We start from the raw sequence: 15,145 nt of genomic DNA on the forward strand, positions 1-15,145 counted from the left end.
GCGCATGACAGACCAAAGCGCTTCGCTGCCGTTCTCAATTCGTTGGTTTACGGAAAACACGCATATCATCTGGTTAGCTTTCTTTTTTTCATCCTCCCCCTCTATGACCGAACATTTCCAGACTAACGTTTCATCAGCTAAACTCAGCTTGCCACTGCACATTAATAACGCACTACAACATTAAAAGGCGGATGAGTGCTTAAACCCAAAGTTTTGTTTCCTCAGCAGTTTATTCACAAACACCCTATTCATCATGGGGAAGAGTTTGGCGTGCTGTGTTGGAATACGCAAAAACTGACCGAGAAGCCAGATTTTCAGCATACCTTAGCAAGCGTTTTAACAGACTATCCGAGTTTGTTTTTGTTACTTCAGGAGGTGAAGCTGAGTGCAAAAAATAATTGGCTGCTGCCGAGCTGGTCTTATGCGGTAGCGCCGAATATGCAAACCCGGCGCTCTGTGTATGGTGTTCTTACGGCAAGCGGTTATGCGTTTAAAGAAGCTCAGGCTCGACTGAGCAGCAAGCGCGAAGGCATGTTCGCAACCCATAAAAGTTACATGCTCTCTCATCATTCGCTGGCAGAGGGCGGCTCACTGCTGGTCGTCAATGTCCACGCGATTAACTTTGTTCGTGCGCGCCAGTTTTCACAAGAAATAGAGCTTATCAAAGAAGAAATACTAGAACATAAAGGACCGCTGATTGTGGCCGGTGATTTTAACGTGTGGAGTCGCCAGCGCCGGCTAAGCTTGCTGCGGTTCTGTCGCAGTGTGGGTCTTCGGCAAGCAATTATGGTCGACCCACATCATGTTAAGACTTACCGACAGCATCCTCTTGATTTCATCTTTTATAGGGATCTCAAACTGCAAGAAACACTAGCGATCGATACCAGTAAAGTGTCTGATCACAACCCGCTTTATGCGCGATTTAAACTATAGCGACTCAGGGTTGGTGTTTTGCTACAACGAAGTGAGCCCTGTTATAGAGCTCACTTTCCTTAGAATATGTAGATAAATCCGACGCCTATTTCAGCTTCGTAATTACTACGAGCAATGGGGCTTTCGCGAACTTCACTGCTGTAATATTCAAACAACGCTTCGCCATAGATCTGCCAATTATCATTAACGTAATGGCGATAGTTATAATCGATGCCAACTGAGCGTAATCCACCACTCACTGACGTTTGCGGTAAGCCCGATGCAGCAGCTTGGCCTGCGTCAATACCGAAGCCTTTGTTGGCGTATTCGCTGTCGTGAAAGGTCGCAACGACATTAATTTCAGAGCCGGTACCGTCGAGCTGGTCACCAAAGCGGCGGCCTACACCAAATAGACCCAGGTTGCCTTCATCACTTGCTACGATACGACTGACCAGCCAGTAGCGCCAATCGGCATCGAGGGCACGACGGGCCTGGAAGACGAACTCTGCGCCTTCGTCTTGATCACCAAGTCCGTCCAGGTGGCCGTCGTCTGAATCGCTCTCTTCGCGACCTTCATCGAAGCCAATGGTGGCCTCCAATAGCCAGTTTTCAGAGCGAACGCCACGCCAGCCGAGGGCTTCACCGGCAAAATAGAATATATTGTCACCGCTACGCCATTGCACGGCGCCGGCAGGCTGAATTTCCAATCCAAATTCGTCCGAACCTTCGTAGGCGGTTTCATACTCAACACCCAAACCCAGACCGAAACTCCAGCCATCTTCGCCTTTGGAAAAGTCATCGAGTGATGGCAAAGGTACCATCGCTGTTTTTTCGTCTTGGGCTAATGCAGTTTGAAGGGTTAACCCATTGATGCACAAAGCCAACAGTAAGCCAGTAAACTTTTTCATATAGAACTCACTTAAGTAGGTGTTGGTAAATATTAATTCTGGTTTCAAAACCTCAAAACGTAAAGGTTGTGCAATTAGATCACGCACTATCAACTTATGGTTCGCCAAGGGTTAAAACAGTTGCGTAATGCCCAGCAAAATAGCGTAGCGACCAGACTTACTTATAAAAACCAGAATTAAAAACTGCCAGAAGGTTAACCGCAGCATACCGGCTATAAAGGTGAGAGGGTCGCCAATGAATGGCGCCCAGGCCATTAACAGCGACCACTTACCGAAGCGTTCAAACCAGCGATGACCACGGGCGAGAGATTTTGGTTTGAACGGAAACCAGCGGCGATCCTGATACTGCACCAAAAAGCGGCCTAAAACGTAATTAACCACAGACCCCAGCGTATTACCAATTGACGCCAGCCACCATATAGCCCAGACGTCATAACCCATCTGCTGAGCGCCGACGACCACAAACTCCGACTGAGCGGGTAGTATTGTGGCGGCCAGAAATGCTGTCAGAAATATACTTAAGTACATTGGACCATAGTTACACTGAATCGCTTATATGTGCGGTAACGAACAGACGCCCTTTTGAGAGCAATCTATACTTCGAAATAGCGTCATAATTGAATGATGCTGATAAACTCTTTAAGGAGTTAATAATGGATACGCAAAAAAACCAAGGTTCACAAAAGCCGAACAAACCAGGCTACTCCTGGTCAGCAAAAAGACCAAAAGCAACCTCAACAAACACCTGGTAAAAAAGCGTAATTAATTACGCTATCCAGAGCCCAGCGCAATTTATGCTGGGCTTTTTTTGGGACCTAATCAAGCCTTTCTTTGCAATTATAATTTTAGCGGATCTCCGCGCAGGAGTTCCCATGCCTGAATCATTTCTTTCTTCGTCGAGCCCCAGCGATAGCCCCCTATAGCCCCGCTTTTTTGAATAACACGGTGACACGGAATTAGCATAGCAACAGGGTTAGAGCCAACAGCATTGCCAACCGCCCGAGACGCTTTAGGGTAACCCAAGGCATTGGCAATTTGGGAGTAACTGGCCAGTTGTCCCGATGGTATCCTCAACAAAGCTCGCCACACAGCGACTTGAAAATTGGTGCCCATTACGTGCAATGACAAGGGGTTAGACTGCCCGTCTTTTAACCGACTAAACAGTACGTTAGCAACATAGTTCGTCGCGTTGTCATTTTGCACGAGCGAGCCTTTAGGCCAGTCTTTACCTATATCTACAAGTATCTCATCAGCAGATCTGGAGCCCAAAAACTCGATGCGGCATACGCCTCGAGGGGTCATTGCGACAAATATCTTACCAAAAGGAGTTTCATTAACTCCGTATTGGATAGTAATCCCCTGGCCTCCGTTTCTGTATTCACCTGGTGTTACGGCTTCTAGCTTCACAAAGTGGTCATACAGTCGGGAACCTCCGCTTAAGCCCATGCTGAGGGAAACATCCATAAGAGAGCCTTCTTCTTTCAGCATTCGTTTGCTTCGTTCCAGCGTTAAAGCCTGCAGGAAACGTTTCGGTGTGGTGCCTGCCCATTTACAAAACACCCGATGAAAATGAAACGGGCTGAGATGAACATGGGCAGCAACGTCTTCCAACGAGGGCTGGCTTGATACATGCTCTGACATATAGGTCATGGCTTTTTCAATGCGGATATAGTCAGACATAACCGTCACCTTTACACGCGATTAATTGAGATACCACCATCATAAAAAACAGTTTATCCGACAACGACCCGAAGCTTGCTCTTTTTTTTTAAAATCACGCGGCTAGATACGAATGCCTGTATCAAGCACTGACTATATCCCGAGTGACATTATTATTTGCATTGTTACTGTATGTCACCTAGTATTTATTTTACTGTGTTTCACACAGTGTGCGTAATACAGTATAAATAAGGACTCACTATGGCTACTGCACCACTCGATAAACTCAAGCTAGAACTGCGCCGTGGCGTTTTGGTTTTAGCGGTACTCGCATCTCTGCGCAAGCCTCATTATGGTTATTCGCTACGTAAGCAGCTGCAAGGTGCCGGCGTCGATATTGATGAAGGTACGTTATACCCACTTATTAGAAGACTGGCCGATCAAGGGCTGCTCGATAGTGAATGGAAGCAGGGAGAAGGGCGTGAACGACGTTATTACCAGTTATCAACGCTGGGCGCAGAGCTATTAGAACAATTAACCCAGGAGTGGACCTCGCTCAACAGCGCGATTGGCCCCCTACTGTTGCGGAACACCAATGAGGAGCAACACTAATGGATATGGTAGAACGTTATATTGCCGCTGTTCAGCGAGAGCTGCCAGAAAAGAAACGCGATGATATTAGCCGCGAGTTAAAGGCACAAATTCTTGATCAGATAGACGCATTAGAATCGCAGCAAGGGAGTGTGTCTGACGCCGAGGTGGCTGAACTGTTAAAAGTGATGGGGCATCCGCGCAAGGTGGCGCTTCAGTTTTGTCCACCCACGCCACTGGTAACCGCGGAGCTTATGCCTTTGTATTTGCACACGCTGTATATGGTGCTCGGCGTGTTGTTTGTGATTTCAACCGTTGAAATTACGGGCCGCTGGCTTGGTGGTGCTGAAATGAGCTTGCTGCTATTCATGAAGGGCATAGCAAGCGATTTTCTGGCCAGTGGTTACTTTGCGTTTACGACAATTACCATTGGTTTTGCAGTTATGAGCCGCTCTCGGACGAAGGAAACTGCAGAGGTTCCAGGCATCTGCAAATGGAGCCCTGAGAAGCTCCCGGCCGCAGGTAAAAGTTGGCAGCATATTAGTTTACAGAATATATTTTCCGATCTAGCCACATTACTATTTTTAGTGATGTTGATTTGGTATCCGTTATGGCAGCCCGACAGTGGTACGCAGAGTATTTTTGCTGAGCAAGCGCTGACTATTTTACGCTGGTTTACGCCGGTTATTGCAATTGCTACGGCACATAGTTTGTGGCAGTTACGGACAAGGCTATGGACCCGCAATATGTTGATGCTTAACATTGCTGTTAGTGCTGCGTTTTTACTGGTTTCGGCAGGGTTGCTGATGTTATCGCCTGTGTTACAAATTAATGTCGAAGTTTTGAGGGAAGAACTGGGTATCGCCATTATCGAACGAAGTGCTCAGACAGTTCTGGTGGCTGCTGCATTAATAGCAACCTATGAAATTGTCCGTGATGTACGTCGGTTGATCCGCAGTTGATGGGGAAAGACAGACAAACAGCCGCGCTTTATTGCGCGGCTAGGTTGGTTGCAGCCAAGGATTTTTCTGACAACTACTGCTGCGCCTGATTCAACGCCTGAATAGCAAAGCTGCCCAGCCAGTGACCACCTTCGTAGCTATCGCCAACTAGATTAGGGTAGGAGTGCGCCATATGTTTATCGGCAACTTCGCGTAAATGCTCATACTGTGGGTATTGGTTAGCCAGCGCATACAGGTTCCAGGCGCGGCTGAAGTTTAAACCGTCCAGATGCACCAGTTTGCCGTCGGTTCTGTCGCTGACTTTACCTACCGTCAGGCTGTAGTCCGGATCGGCAAGTTGTGGCATAAAATCATCTAACCAGGTTAAAAATTGCTGTTTTGGCAGGACGCGTTGCATTAAGCCTATTTCTTCCAGGCAGGGTGACAGAAAGTCGTAGCCACTTGGCTCCCAGCTTATCGGGCAGTTTTTATCTTCTAAAAAGTAATCTTTAGCGCGCTTAGTAATTAATTGTTGTAGTTCTGTATGTTCGTTATTCACAGCGTAGTCGTAGGCAAAACTTAAGCCAAAGGCCGTGTTGGTATGCTCTCCCACACGCACCGGGTAAACCAGCCGGGGTAAGAAGTTGATATAGCGTTCAACGATTAAATCGGCCAATGGTTGTAAGTTTGCTGCCAGCTCTTTGGCCATAGGGTCTTCCCATGAGCGAAGCTCGTCAGACAGTTTTAACAACCAGGCCCAACCATAAGTGCGCTCAAACGAGTCATTTATGTCCTTGCTGAAAAAGTCCACTTCACGCGCCACGTTTTCTGCAGTTAAGTTGCGTTTAAGAACGGCTCTTACCTTGTCAGCCTGTTCCAGTTCGGGGTACTGCTGTAATAGAGTGACCATAGACCAGTAGCCATGCACGGCGCTGTGCCAGTCAAAACAGCCGTAAAAAACCGGATGCAGAACAGAAGGCTCCTTTAAATCGGCAGCGCTGCCCAGTACCGCTCCAGTTTTGTATGGGTAAGGTGTTTCGACACAATGTAGTGGTAGCTCCACCAGTTTATTTGCTTCGGACAGTGTTAAATGGTGTGAAGCCATGCGTTCGGTGTCCTGAGTTGCCGGAGAACAGGCCTGCAATAACACCATACTTAACAGGGCAGTACAAAATGAAAGGGCTTTTAGCATATGAGGCTCACATTGATGATTGTTTTTAGCTCGAATGATAGTAGCAACCTTATAAATTTTTAGCTATGTCCGAGAGCGTCAGCTTATAGCTCCTCTCCCCAACGATAGGCGGCAGCTGAGTATTGCTATAGCGCCTTAGGCAGGTTTGTGTTATCCGTACTGGCAACCGAAATCAAAAGTGCCATACTGAAATTCATAGCACAGAGGTCGACACCTATCGAGTTCATTTGAAGTACAGGAGGCCAGACTAATGCCGAGTATTGCGCAGCCTTTCGACAATGAGAGTTTGCCGAACGACAAGTTAATAGCGGAGTATGAGCGGGTGCGTGCGCAAACAATGAGGCTGACGGAAGCCTTAAGTGCAGAAGATATGATGCTACAATCGATGCCAGATGCCAGCCCGGCGAAATGGCATCTCGCGCATACCACCTGGTTTTTTGAAACTTTTTTACTGCAACCGCATTTAGCGGGTTATCGAACGTACGACAATGCCTATCAATACTTATTCAATTCTTATTATGAAACGGTAGGCGAGCGACATCCGCGGCCGCAACGGGGCTTGTTGTCACGGCCGCCGTTAGAAGAAGTGGTGAATTATCGGAAGCATGTTGATGACGCCATGAAGGTGTTACTGGAGTCATACTCTGCTGAAATTGAGGCGGCGGTTACCATTGGCTTGCACCACGAGATGCAGCATCAGGAACTGATACAAACCGATATTAAACATGCGTTGTCACTTAATCCGTATGCTCTGGGGCCGGATACCTATGCGGTAGAATCTTCCCCGGGCTCCGTTAGCACTAAAAGTCCTGAGTTTATGCATTTTAAAGGTGGCTTATCTTTTATCGGTACCGATGCGGAGTCATCCTTTGCCTACGACTGCGAACAACCCCGGCACCAGGTTTTTGTGCCGGAATTCAGCTTGTGTGAGCGCTTGGTGACTAACGCAGAATGGTTAGAGTTTATGGCTGACGACGGCTATAAGCGGCCAAAACTCTGGCTTTCGGACGGCTGGGCAACAGCGCAACAGGAAGGTTGGCAAGCGCCTTTATATTGGCATCGTGAAGGTGAGCAGTGGTTTACTGTGACGGGCCGTAACCGTGTGCCTTTAGATCTAAATGCTCCGGTTTGCCATATTAGCTATTACGAAGCAGACGCTTTTGCGCGCTGGTGCGGTTGCCGTTTACCAACAGAGTTTGAATGGGAGCATGCGGCCCAGTCGGTTGAATGTTGCGGTAACTTTCTGGAGCAAAACCAGTTACTGCCGCAGCCGGTAGTGGCGGATAATAAAGACCTCAAGCAAATGTTTGGCGATGCCTGGGAGTGGACGCAAAGTCCGTTTATTCCTTATCCGGGATTCAAAACGCCGGAAGGGGCGCTGGCTGAGTACAACGGGAAGTTCATGGCTAACCAGTGGGTTTTGCGTGGTGGGTCATGCGCTACTGCCGAGCAACAAATACGCTCAACCTACCGGAACTTTTTTTATGCGCATCAGCGTTGGCAATTTAGCAGTCTGCGTCTGGCCAAATAAAATCAAAAATCGGGATGTTTTATGAACCATGGGTTTTTGCAGGATGTTCTGGCGGGGCTACGCTTGCCTCAAAAAACGCTACCACCCAAGTATTTCTATGACGCAAAGGGGTCAGAGTATTTTGACCAAATTTGTCAGTTGGATGAATACTACCCCTACCGTACTGAGCTCGGAATGTTGCCCGACGTTGCCGGGGAATTAAAACAGTACTTTTCGGGAAAATCTCTCGATAACATTCAACTGGTTGAGTTTGGTGCGGGGTCGCTGCATAAAGTAAAACCATTGCTAAAAAAGTTACCTGTGATAACGGAGTTTGTCGCGGTTGATATTTCGGGTGAACACCTCAAAAAAGCCTCAGCCGACCTTGCCGAGTCCTTCCCCAATTTACAGATTAAAGTTGCTCAAGGGGATTTTACCCAACCAATAGAGCTGGCGCTTTCTCAGGCGACTTCAATGGGCTTTTTTCCAGGCTCTACCATAGGCAACTTTGAGCCTGAAGAGGCCTGCGAGTTTCTGCGTAGCGCTCGCACAACCCTTGGTAAAGAAAGCTATATGCTGATGGGGGTAGACACCAAAAAAGACGAGCAAATGCTTGAACGTGCATACAACGACAGCAAAGACATTACCGCACGTTTTAATAAGAATATTCTGACCCGAATGAACCGAGAACTTGATGCTAACTTTCATCCCGATCAGTTTGAGCACCTAGCCATTTACAATCAGAAGCTGGGCCGTATAGAAATGCATTTGCGCAGTTGTGTTCAGCAGGAGGTTGAAATTGCCGGTGAAAGTTTTCAGTTTAAGGAGGGTGAAACCATTCACACCGAAAACTCCTATAAATATTACCCCGAAGAGTTTGACCGGTTAGCAAGCTCGGCAGGCTGGAAGCGCGAAAAGATATGGCTGGCGCCTGACGGAATCTTCGCGATTATGCTACTACACAATGCTGACAAAGTTCGGGACTAATCGGTGTCTGCTATGCCAAAACTTTGTACTGTCGATGTCTTTTATGGTCCGCAGGTGTTGGGTAATCAGCATCATATAGCTTATCGCCCGGCCCCCGCCTGGTCAGAAACGCCTTCGCAATATCAAAGAGTTCCAAATCTAATTCTGATGAGTGGCGGCTCGGGAGCGTTTCAGGCTCAGTTTTTAAATTATGGCAGACAGGTACGTCGCTGTGGGTCGGGTAACCTCGCGGTTGCTGCGTACATAAACGAGAAACTAAAGACGAAACCCACCAACGAGCTTTTATTGACGCCCTCAGGTGAAATACAGCTAGGGTTTGACCATGAATCGGCTTATTACTTTGATAAACCTTTAACTCAGAGACCGTTGCGTAACTTTAGGTTTTGGCGACGACTTATAAGTCAGCCAGTTATTAATGGCTGCTACTGTGGTGGTCGTAACGATTATGTGTTGCTGGAACTTAGCCAGCCGTTGACACAATTGAGTGTAAATAGCGGTGCATTATGCCAGTTTAGCCGGCGAGCTCTAATTGTCATTTACCGGTTGCTGTCAGGTGCGGTACAACTGCGTTACTTTGCGCCGCAGTACGGAGCGGCTGAAGATGCAGCTACAGGCTCGGCCTGTGTGCAGGCTGGCGCTTATCTCAGAAACCAATACCCAAAGAGTTACGCTCATCAGCCGATTGAAATTAAACAATGCTCGCCCGCAGGAGGGTGTCTTTATCTGAAAAATTATCAGCAACAGGTTTTGGTCAGGGGGCGAACAGCGATGCGAGATAGTACCGCTGTTTTCTCGTCTTTTGACTACACTGAAGAGTGAACATTCCGCAAGAAAACAGAGAGGTGCTTCAATGGCATTTGAGAAATGTCCAAAGTGTGAAGATGAGGTTCTGGATAATAAATACAGCTGCCCGGCTTGTGGCTACGTGAAGCCCGAAAATTCAGAACAAAAAGAGCAACCGGGTGAAAACGATCAGCCTGGAGAAAGCAAAATTACCACTGAAAACACATCGAAAAGCCTGCAGGTACAAGGGGTACTGGCAATCGTTATCCTGATTATTGGCGTGCTCTGGTTTTTCCTAACTTCTGACGATTACCAGCAGAGCAAGGAAGTTAATATTGTTCCTCTTATCATGTTTATCGGTGGTCTTGTCTGGTACATAGTGACGCGCTTTCGGATCTGGCGCGAGCATTCCCGGAAGAAATAAGCGGCCGTCAGGAATGTAAGCAATATCGTTCATACATTGCTCTAGAACACAGAGGACTTTGATCGTTTTGGCTTGTTAAACCATACCCATTAGTAAGCAAGTGAGTAAAAAGGAAGACCTGGAGGTGGAAATGGACAATAAAGAAGCATTTGAAAAGAAACACGAAGCAAAAATTGAAGAGATGAAAGCTGAGATTGATCGTCTGAAGGCCAAAGCGAAACAGTCGGAGGCTGACTCTCAAATCAAGTATGAAGAGAAGATTAACGAGCTTGAAGCGCTGAAAGACAAGGCCGAAGATAAGTTGGAAGGTTTGAAAAAGTCCAGCGAGGACGCATGGTCTGACATTAGTACCGGCCTTGAATCAGCAACTCAGTCGCTGGCAACGGCAATAAAAGCTGCCAGTCAGGACTTTAAAAAGTAACCTATTATGGGGTGGTGGTTAGCCACCCCGCTTATTACCCGTTACTTACTTGCAGATTTCAAACGTAACTCAAGTAAGCGTATCTCACGTGCGGTATGGTTACGGTTTGTTTGCATGTAAATCCATAGCTTTGTAGCAACCTGAGCGTTAAAACTTAATATGAGAAGCACGCCCCAGAACAATTCGTTGTCCGGTGTTGCTGTAAAAAACTGATACCCGCAAAACAATAGTAATACCGTAAATATAGCGCCTAGCCCATAAGCAACCTTCACAACCCAGCCTATGTCGTACTTAAACCCTTGTTTTAAGTAGCCGGTCAGGCCTTCGCCAGTGCCCATTAACTTATCCAGTTCCTGTGCTTGCGCGGACAGATCTTTTTCTATTTGTTCGTTAACTTCTTTGTTTGTGCTCATGGCTTATCACCCTCGTTTAAGTATCTATGACGCAATTCTTCTCGTGCGCTATGCAATCTTGATTTGACTGTGCCAGGCGCTATAGAGAGTACTAACGCTGTTTCGTTAACCGACAATTCACTCAGGTAGAACAGTTCAATAACTTCACGTTCGTTGGGTTTCAGGCCCGCCAAAAGAGGAGCTACATCCAAAACCTCTGGCCGTAAATCTTCTATGAATAAACTCGATTCATTAAGCTCTTCGAAGTTCGCATTACGCTGCTGACGAGCCCAGTCGATAATTTCCCACCGCAACGCTTTATAAAGCCAGCTCCGAAAAACCCGAACATCCTGCATAAATTGCAGTCGCCTACCGACCTTGAGCCAGACGTTTTGTACAAGGTCTTCCGCCGTTGTTGTCTGGTGAACCCGTATCAATGCATAGCGCTTCATCGGTGTGAAAAAATGACGATAAAGCAATTCCAGAGCATCGCGTTTACCTTCTTGTGCTGCTAGAACGAGTACCTCTACTTGCTCTATCTTCATGAGTTGATGCCTTATTAGTCATTGTTTTATTGCCTGTAACTCAGTAGAGAGACGAAGCGAAGTATAGATTGGTTCAGAAAAAATGCGTGATGAGTTGATATCTCCCCCAACTCAATGTAGTTTTCAACCCACTCTCATTAAACAAAAGCCATTATGTCCTCTTTATTAAACTGGATGAAAACCCTGGGCACCATACCTTTAGCCCTTTGTGTTCTTTTCGTCGTATTTTTGCCTTCTATCTTATTTGCGGCATTTATTGTCTGGATTTTCGATTTACTGTTTCTTGATCTTACCTGGATGTCCTGGCCGACCTTTTGGTGGATATTGGGAACCTGGGCTGTGACTATGATCATTGCTTTAGCTAATAACGCCGACAAAATTATGTTTGGTACGCCGAAGTAGCCCGCTTAGACAATCCTGATTAGTAACTACATAAACCCGTTTATCTTGTCTAGACTCTATGACAAAGGCACCAAATAGAGGAAAGCTATGACAGATACTGAGCGGCAAGATCTCGGATTGTTCACGGATTTGTACCAGCTCACCATGCTTGATGCCTATCTGCAGGAAGGCATGCACGACGACGCGGTTTTCACTTTGTTTGTTCGCAGGCTTCCTGAAGAGCGAAAGTTTCTTCTGGCTGCAGGCTTAGACCCACTGCTTGAAACGATTGAAAACTTATCGTTTAGCGACGAAGACCTTAACTACCTTAAAGAGCAAAACTTCTCTCAAAAGCTTATCGATTATTTGCGCGACTTTGAGTTTACCGGGCAGGTCAGAGCTTTGCCTGAGGGAACTGTTTTTTTTGAAAACGAACCCCTTGTTGAGGTTAAAGCATCTTTGCCGCAGGCACAGCTTATTGAAACTCTGGTTATGAATCAGCTGCATTTGCAAACGTTGTTGGCTTCAAAAGGTGCCAGAGTTGCACGCTCTGCGCAGGAGTGTCCGGTTTTAGATTTCGGCGCGCGTCGGGTACATGGTATTGATGCGGGTATAAAAGGCAGCAGGGCGCTTTACTTAAGTGGTATTGCAGCAACGTCCAATATGCTGGCCGGGCGCACCTACGACTTACCGGTGGCTGGCACCATGGCGCACAGTTATATTCAGGCGCACGACTGTGAATATGACGCTTTTAAAAATTTTACCAACGCTTTTCCTGAAACCGTATTGCTGGTGGATACCATCGATACCATAAAAGGTGTAGAGAAAGTCATTAAACTTGCGCATGAGCTGGGTGATGACTTTAAGGTGAAAGGTATTCGGCTGGACTCAGGAGACTTAGGCGACCTTGCTTTTAAAGCGAGAGAACTTTTGGATGAGCATAACCTAAAGCACTTAAAGATCATTGCCAGCGGTGGCTTGGACGAACATAAAATTGCTCAGTTAATAAAAGATAACGCACCGATTGATGGGTTCGGTGTTGGCACTGGCATGGGGGTGTCCGATGATGCCTCGGCGCTGGATATGGCATACAAGCTGGTGGAGTACGCCGGCAAAGGGCGTTTAAAACTCTCCAGCGGGAAGCCAGTTTTGCCGGGCGAAAAACAAGTGTTTCGTGAAGCTAAAGGCAGCTTTAGCCACGACACCATTGCTCGCGTTGAAGAACAGTTACCCGGTGAGCCACTATTGAAGAAAGTGATGCAAAACGGCAAAAGACTCCCTTCTCACCAGAGAAATATTGAGGAGATTAGAAAATATGCGCAGCAGCAGTTAAATAAACTGCCGGACTCTGTGTCCTCGATAAGCCGCACGGAGCAGCCTTACCGGGTTGAGATAAGTGACAAATTAGCAAACTACCAGAAAGAGATAACTGAACATCTTAAACGAGGCGGAGGCTAATTATGAAAGTGACTTTTGAGCAGAGCGACGCACTCATTATTGTTGATGTACAAAATGACTTTTGCCCAGGCGGTAAGCTGGCACTGGACGAAGGGGATGAAGTGGTCCCCATTATTAATGCGATGACTGCGCAGGCGCAGGAAGCAGGGATCCCAGTATTTGTCTCGCGGGACTGGCATCCACGTCACCATGTCAGTTTTGACGAGCGAGGCGGCCCCTGGCCAGAACATTGCGTGCAGGACACCAAAGGCGCTGAGTTTCATCCTGACCTAAGCATACCCAATGATGCTCGCTTAATTTCTAAAGGTGCTCGTTATGACATTGACCAGTATTCGGCGTTTGATAAAACCGGATTGGTTTCAGAGCTCGTGCACCTGGATGTAAAACGCGTATGGGTTGTCGGCCTGGCGCTTGAGGTTTGTGTCAGAGCAACCGCGCTCGATGCTATTAAAAATGATTATGAAACCATTTTAGTAGAAGACGGAACGCGCTTTATCGATCGCGCGGACGCTGACAAAACACGGCAAGAGCTCAAAGATGCCGGTGTGATTTTTAAATAATGACTACTTTCTCAGAGCACGTTGATAATGGGCAAACTCTTCGTCACTGAATAGCACAAAGCGTACAAGCTTCAGATGGCTCAGCTTTTCAACGTGCTGCCTAATTGTGTCCAGAGCCACTTTAGTTGCTGCCTCAAAAGGGTAACCGAAGGCTCCGGCTGACAGCGCCGGGAAAGCAATAGACTCTATTTGATGCTTATCGGTTAAATCCAGTGCATTACGATAGCAATTTGCCAGCAGCTTATCTGAGGGTGTGTCGACGCCATAAACGGGCCCCAGGCAATGGATAATGTAGCGATTAGGAAGATTGAACCCGTCGGTGATAACGGCTTCACCGGGTTCAATGGGAGCCAGTGAGCGAGTTGCTTTTTCCAGTTCAGGGCCTGCTGCACGGTGAATTGCACCGGCAACTCCACCACCGGGTTTGAGCTCTGCATTAGCGGCGTTAACTACGGCATCAATATCGGTTTGCTGGCTAATGTCCGCGTGTACGCATTCGTAGTTCATAGTCGCCCTCCGTTGTTAGTCCCTTCTAAATAAAATGGCCTGTTCGCTGATAATTTCAAGTTTCAGTTGAAAATGTTGTGCTATCCACTGCATGGTTTCAGGCGTGTAAAAGCTGACATGGGTCGGGTCACCTTTGTAGCTCCACTGGTTAAATTGCTCAGCTGTTTTCTTTGTAAACATCCAGGTCATCACGCCTATGTACCCTTGAGGTTTTACTAAGCTTATTAACTGTGGCCATGTCTTGCCCGGTTGATTAAAGTGCTCAACAACTTCGCTGCAGGTGACAAAGTCATACTGACGGCTCAACTGTCCGCTGTCCGGCGCGTAGAAGATGTCGTAAATAGACATCTTCATGCCGTGCTCCTCAAGCATCAAACTAAGTGTAGGCCCCGGCCCGGAGCCAAAATCAAGACCAGTCATGCCAGTTGATAGCTTTTCTAATAAAGGAATTGAAAGTTGGCTTAAGAACTCCCGGTAGCGGGTGTCGTGAGAGTCGTTTTGATGAAAGTCATAAATGGCTTTTTCTTCGTCCTGCGGCAAGTGAGCCTGCGGGTCTGCAAAAATCATGTCGCAGACAGTGCACCGGAAGTACTGGCGTTTTTTATCTTCACAGAAGGATTCTGAGGCCGAGAAGCATAAGGTACAAAGCATACCGACATGCTACCGTAGCGTTTTTAGTAAGGCTAGCTTTTCAGAATGGAAATAGGAATTGTCACTGGTCACCAATGTGAGCATGTAAGTTACTGACAAGATAGTCGCTCAATACCTGTACAGCAGGTGGCTGTCCGCGGCGGGACAAGGTTAACAGGCTGAGCTTAGCTTTACCGGTTGTCCAGTTCGGTAGTACGCGGGTCAATAATCCTGTATTAATTGCATCTCGGCAAGTGTAAGCCGGCAGGCTGACAATACCTAGCCCATCTATTGCAGCTTTTTTCAGAGTACTCATATCATCGCTACATAGCTGAGGCCTGTGG

General features: G+C 47.2%; 21 protein-coding genes. 12 read left to right on the forward strand and 9 right to left on the reverse strand.

Annotated features, from left to right (window positions below; translation table 11 throughout):
* A partial coding sequence (locus B3180_RS14500) for a hypothetical protein (protein ID WP_286845220.1) occupies window positions 1–184 on the forward strand: 184 nt, incomplete at its 5' end.
* 11 nt (window positions 185–195) lie between these two features.
* The gene (locus tag B3180_RS14505) at window positions 196–933 is read left to right on the forward strand and encodes an endonuclease/exonuclease/phosphatase family protein (protein WP_244994797.1); all 738 of its coding nucleotides are present in this window, start codon (window positions 196–198) and stop codon (window positions 931–933) included.
* A gap of 59 nt (window positions 934–992) precedes the next feature.
* Here B3180_RS14505 and B3180_RS14510 read toward each other — a convergent pair whose 3' ends face one another.
* From B3180_RS14510 to B3180_RS14520, 3 genes are all read right to left on the reverse strand, one after another.
* Entirely contained in the window at window positions 993–1,820 is an 828-nt protein-coding gene (locus B3180_RS14510) for a MipA/OmpV family protein (RefSeq protein ID WP_222236126.1), read from the reverse strand.
* Window positions 1,821–1,931: 111 nt separating this feature from the next.
* Window positions 1,932–2,348 carry a YqaA family protein gene (locus tag B3180_RS14515; protein ID WP_054488831.1) on the reverse strand — a complete coding sequence of 139 codons (417 nt, stop codon included), beginning with the start codon at window positions 2,346–2,348 and terminating at the stop codon, window positions 1,932–1,934.
* 309 nt (window positions 2,349–2,657) lie between these two features.
* Window positions 2,658–3,500, reverse strand: a complete 843-nt coding sequence (locus tag B3180_RS14520; RefSeq protein WP_278358559.1) for a bifunctional transcriptional activator/DNA repair enzyme AdaA — start codon at window positions 3,498–3,500, stop codon at window positions 2,658–2,660.
* Window positions 3,501–3,740: 240 nt separating this feature from the next.
* Between B3180_RS14520 and B3180_RS14525 the strand changes: the two genes are divergently transcribed.
* Both B3180_RS14525 and B3180_RS14530 read left to right on the forward strand, forming a co-directional pair.
* Window positions 3,741–4,091 (forward strand): PadR family transcriptional regulator, encoded by a 351-nt coding sequence (locus B3180_RS14525; RefSeq protein WP_278358560.1) that lies wholly within the window; start codon window positions 3,741–3,743, stop codon window positions 4,089–4,091.
* Window positions 4,091–5,032: an HAAS signaling domain-containing protein gene (locus B3180_RS14530; RefSeq protein WP_286845223.1), complete on the forward strand. Its 942-nt coding sequence runs from the start codon at window positions 4,091–4,093 to the stop codon at window positions 5,030–5,032. Before B3180_RS14525 ends, B3180_RS14530 begins: the two co-directional genes overlap by 1 nt.
* 73 nt (window positions 5,033–5,105) lie before the next feature.
* On the opposite strand, the gene B3180_RS14535 is transcribed toward B3180_RS14530, so the two are convergent.
* A complete protein-coding gene (locus tag B3180_RS14535; RefSeq protein WP_278358561.1) occupies window positions 5,106–6,203 on the reverse strand; it encodes a DUF2891 domain-containing protein in 1,098 nt (365 codons plus the stop codon).
* Window positions 6,204–6,453: 250 nt separating this feature from the next.
* Between B3180_RS14535 and egtB the strand changes: the two genes are divergently transcribed.
* The 5 genes from egtB to B3180_RS14560 all read left to right on the forward strand — a co-directional run bounded on the left by egtB (window position 6,454) and on the right by B3180_RS14560 (window position 10,328).
* On the forward strand, window positions 6,454–7,734 hold the full coding sequence (gene egtB, locus B3180_RS14540; protein ID WP_271332059.1) for an ergothioneine biosynthesis protein EgtB: 1,281 nt from the start codon (window positions 6,454–6,456) through the stop codon (window positions 7,732–7,734).
* A 21-nt stretch (window positions 7,735–7,755) separates the two neighbouring features.
* Entirely contained in the window at window positions 7,756–8,700 is a 945-nt protein-coding gene (egtD, locus tag B3180_RS14545; protein ID WP_271332060.1) for an L-histidine N(alpha)-methyltransferase, read from the forward strand.
* 12 nt (window positions 8,701–8,712) lie between these two features.
* The gene (locus B3180_RS14550) at window positions 8,713–9,519 is read left to right on the forward strand and encodes a PhzF family phenazine biosynthesis protein (protein ID WP_271332061.1); all 807 of its coding nucleotides are present in this window, start codon (window positions 8,713–8,715) and stop codon (window positions 9,517–9,519) included.
* A 31-nt stretch (window positions 9,520–9,550) separates the two neighbouring features.
* Window positions 9,551–9,907, forward strand: a complete 357-nt coding sequence (locus tag B3180_RS14555) for a zinc ribbon domain-containing protein (RefSeq protein ID WP_054488816.1) — start codon at window positions 9,551–9,553, stop codon at window positions 9,905–9,907.
* 100 nt (window positions 9,908–10,007) lie between these two features.
* Complete coding sequence (locus B3180_RS14560; RefSeq protein ID WP_286845224.1) at window positions 10,008–10,328, forward strand: coiled coil domain-containing protein; 321 nt, start codon at window positions 10,008–10,010, stop codon at window positions 10,326–10,328.
* Between the two features lie 41 nt (window positions 10,329–10,369).
* Here the strand turns inward: B3180_RS14560 and B3180_RS14565 are convergent, their stop codons facing one another.
* Both B3180_RS14565 and B3180_RS14570 read right to left on the reverse strand, forming a co-directional pair.
* Entirely contained in the window at window positions 10,370–10,741 is a 372-nt protein-coding gene (locus B3180_RS14565) for a DUF6768 family protein (RefSeq protein ID WP_271332062.1), read from the reverse strand.
* A complete protein-coding gene (locus B3180_RS14570; RefSeq protein WP_199493972.1) occupies window positions 10,738–11,265 on the reverse strand; it encodes an RNA polymerase sigma factor in 528 nt (175 codons plus the stop codon). Before B3180_RS14570 ends, B3180_RS14565 begins: the two co-directional genes overlap by 4 nt.
* Window positions 11,266–11,418: 153 nt before the next feature.
* Between B3180_RS14570 and B3180_RS14575 the strand changes: the two genes are divergently transcribed.
* The 3 genes from B3180_RS14575 (at window position 11,419) to B3180_RS14585 (ending at window position 13,664) form a co-directional block, all read left to right on the forward strand.
* Complete coding sequence (locus tag B3180_RS14575; protein ID WP_199493973.1) at window positions 11,419–11,667, forward strand: hypothetical protein; 249 nt, start codon at window positions 11,419–11,421, stop codon at window positions 11,665–11,667.
* 87 nt (window positions 11,668–11,754) lie between these two features.
* Window positions 11,755–13,104, forward strand: coding sequence for a nicotinate phosphoribosyltransferase (locus B3180_RS14580; protein ID WP_273022435.1), 1,350 nt, complete (start codon window positions 11,755–11,757; stop codon window positions 13,102–13,104).
* A 2-nt stretch (window positions 13,105–13,106) separates the two neighbouring features.
* Window positions 13,107–13,664, forward strand: a complete 558-nt coding sequence (locus B3180_RS14585; protein ID WP_273022434.1) for an isochorismatase family protein — start codon at window positions 13,107–13,109, stop codon at window positions 13,662–13,664.
* Between the two features lie 3 nt (window positions 13,665–13,667).
* Here B3180_RS14585 and B3180_RS14590 read toward each other — a convergent pair whose 3' ends face one another.
* The 3 genes from B3180_RS14590 to B3180_RS14600 all read right to left on the reverse strand — a co-directional run.
* Window positions 13,668–14,171 (reverse strand): macro domain-containing protein, encoded by a 504-nt coding sequence (locus B3180_RS14590; protein WP_222236137.1) that lies wholly within the window; start codon window positions 14,169–14,171, stop codon window positions 13,668–13,670.
* Window positions 14,172–14,186: 15 nt separating this feature from the next.
* Window positions 14,187–14,738, reverse strand: a complete 552-nt coding sequence (locus tag B3180_RS14595; RefSeq protein ID WP_278358562.1) for a class I SAM-dependent methyltransferase — start codon at window positions 14,736–14,738, stop codon at window positions 14,187–14,189.
* Between the two features lie 145 nt (window positions 14,739–14,883).
* A partial coding sequence (locus tag B3180_RS14600) for a LysR substrate-binding domain-containing protein (RefSeq protein WP_286845228.1) occupies window positions 14,884–15,145 on the reverse strand: 262 nt, incomplete at its 5' end.

Origin of the sequence: Idiomarina sp. UBA4206 (assembly GCF_002383015.1) — a bacterium.
Lineage (GTDB): Bacteria > Pseudomonadota > Gammaproteobacteria > Enterobacterales > Alteromonadaceae > Idiomarina > Idiomarina abyssalis.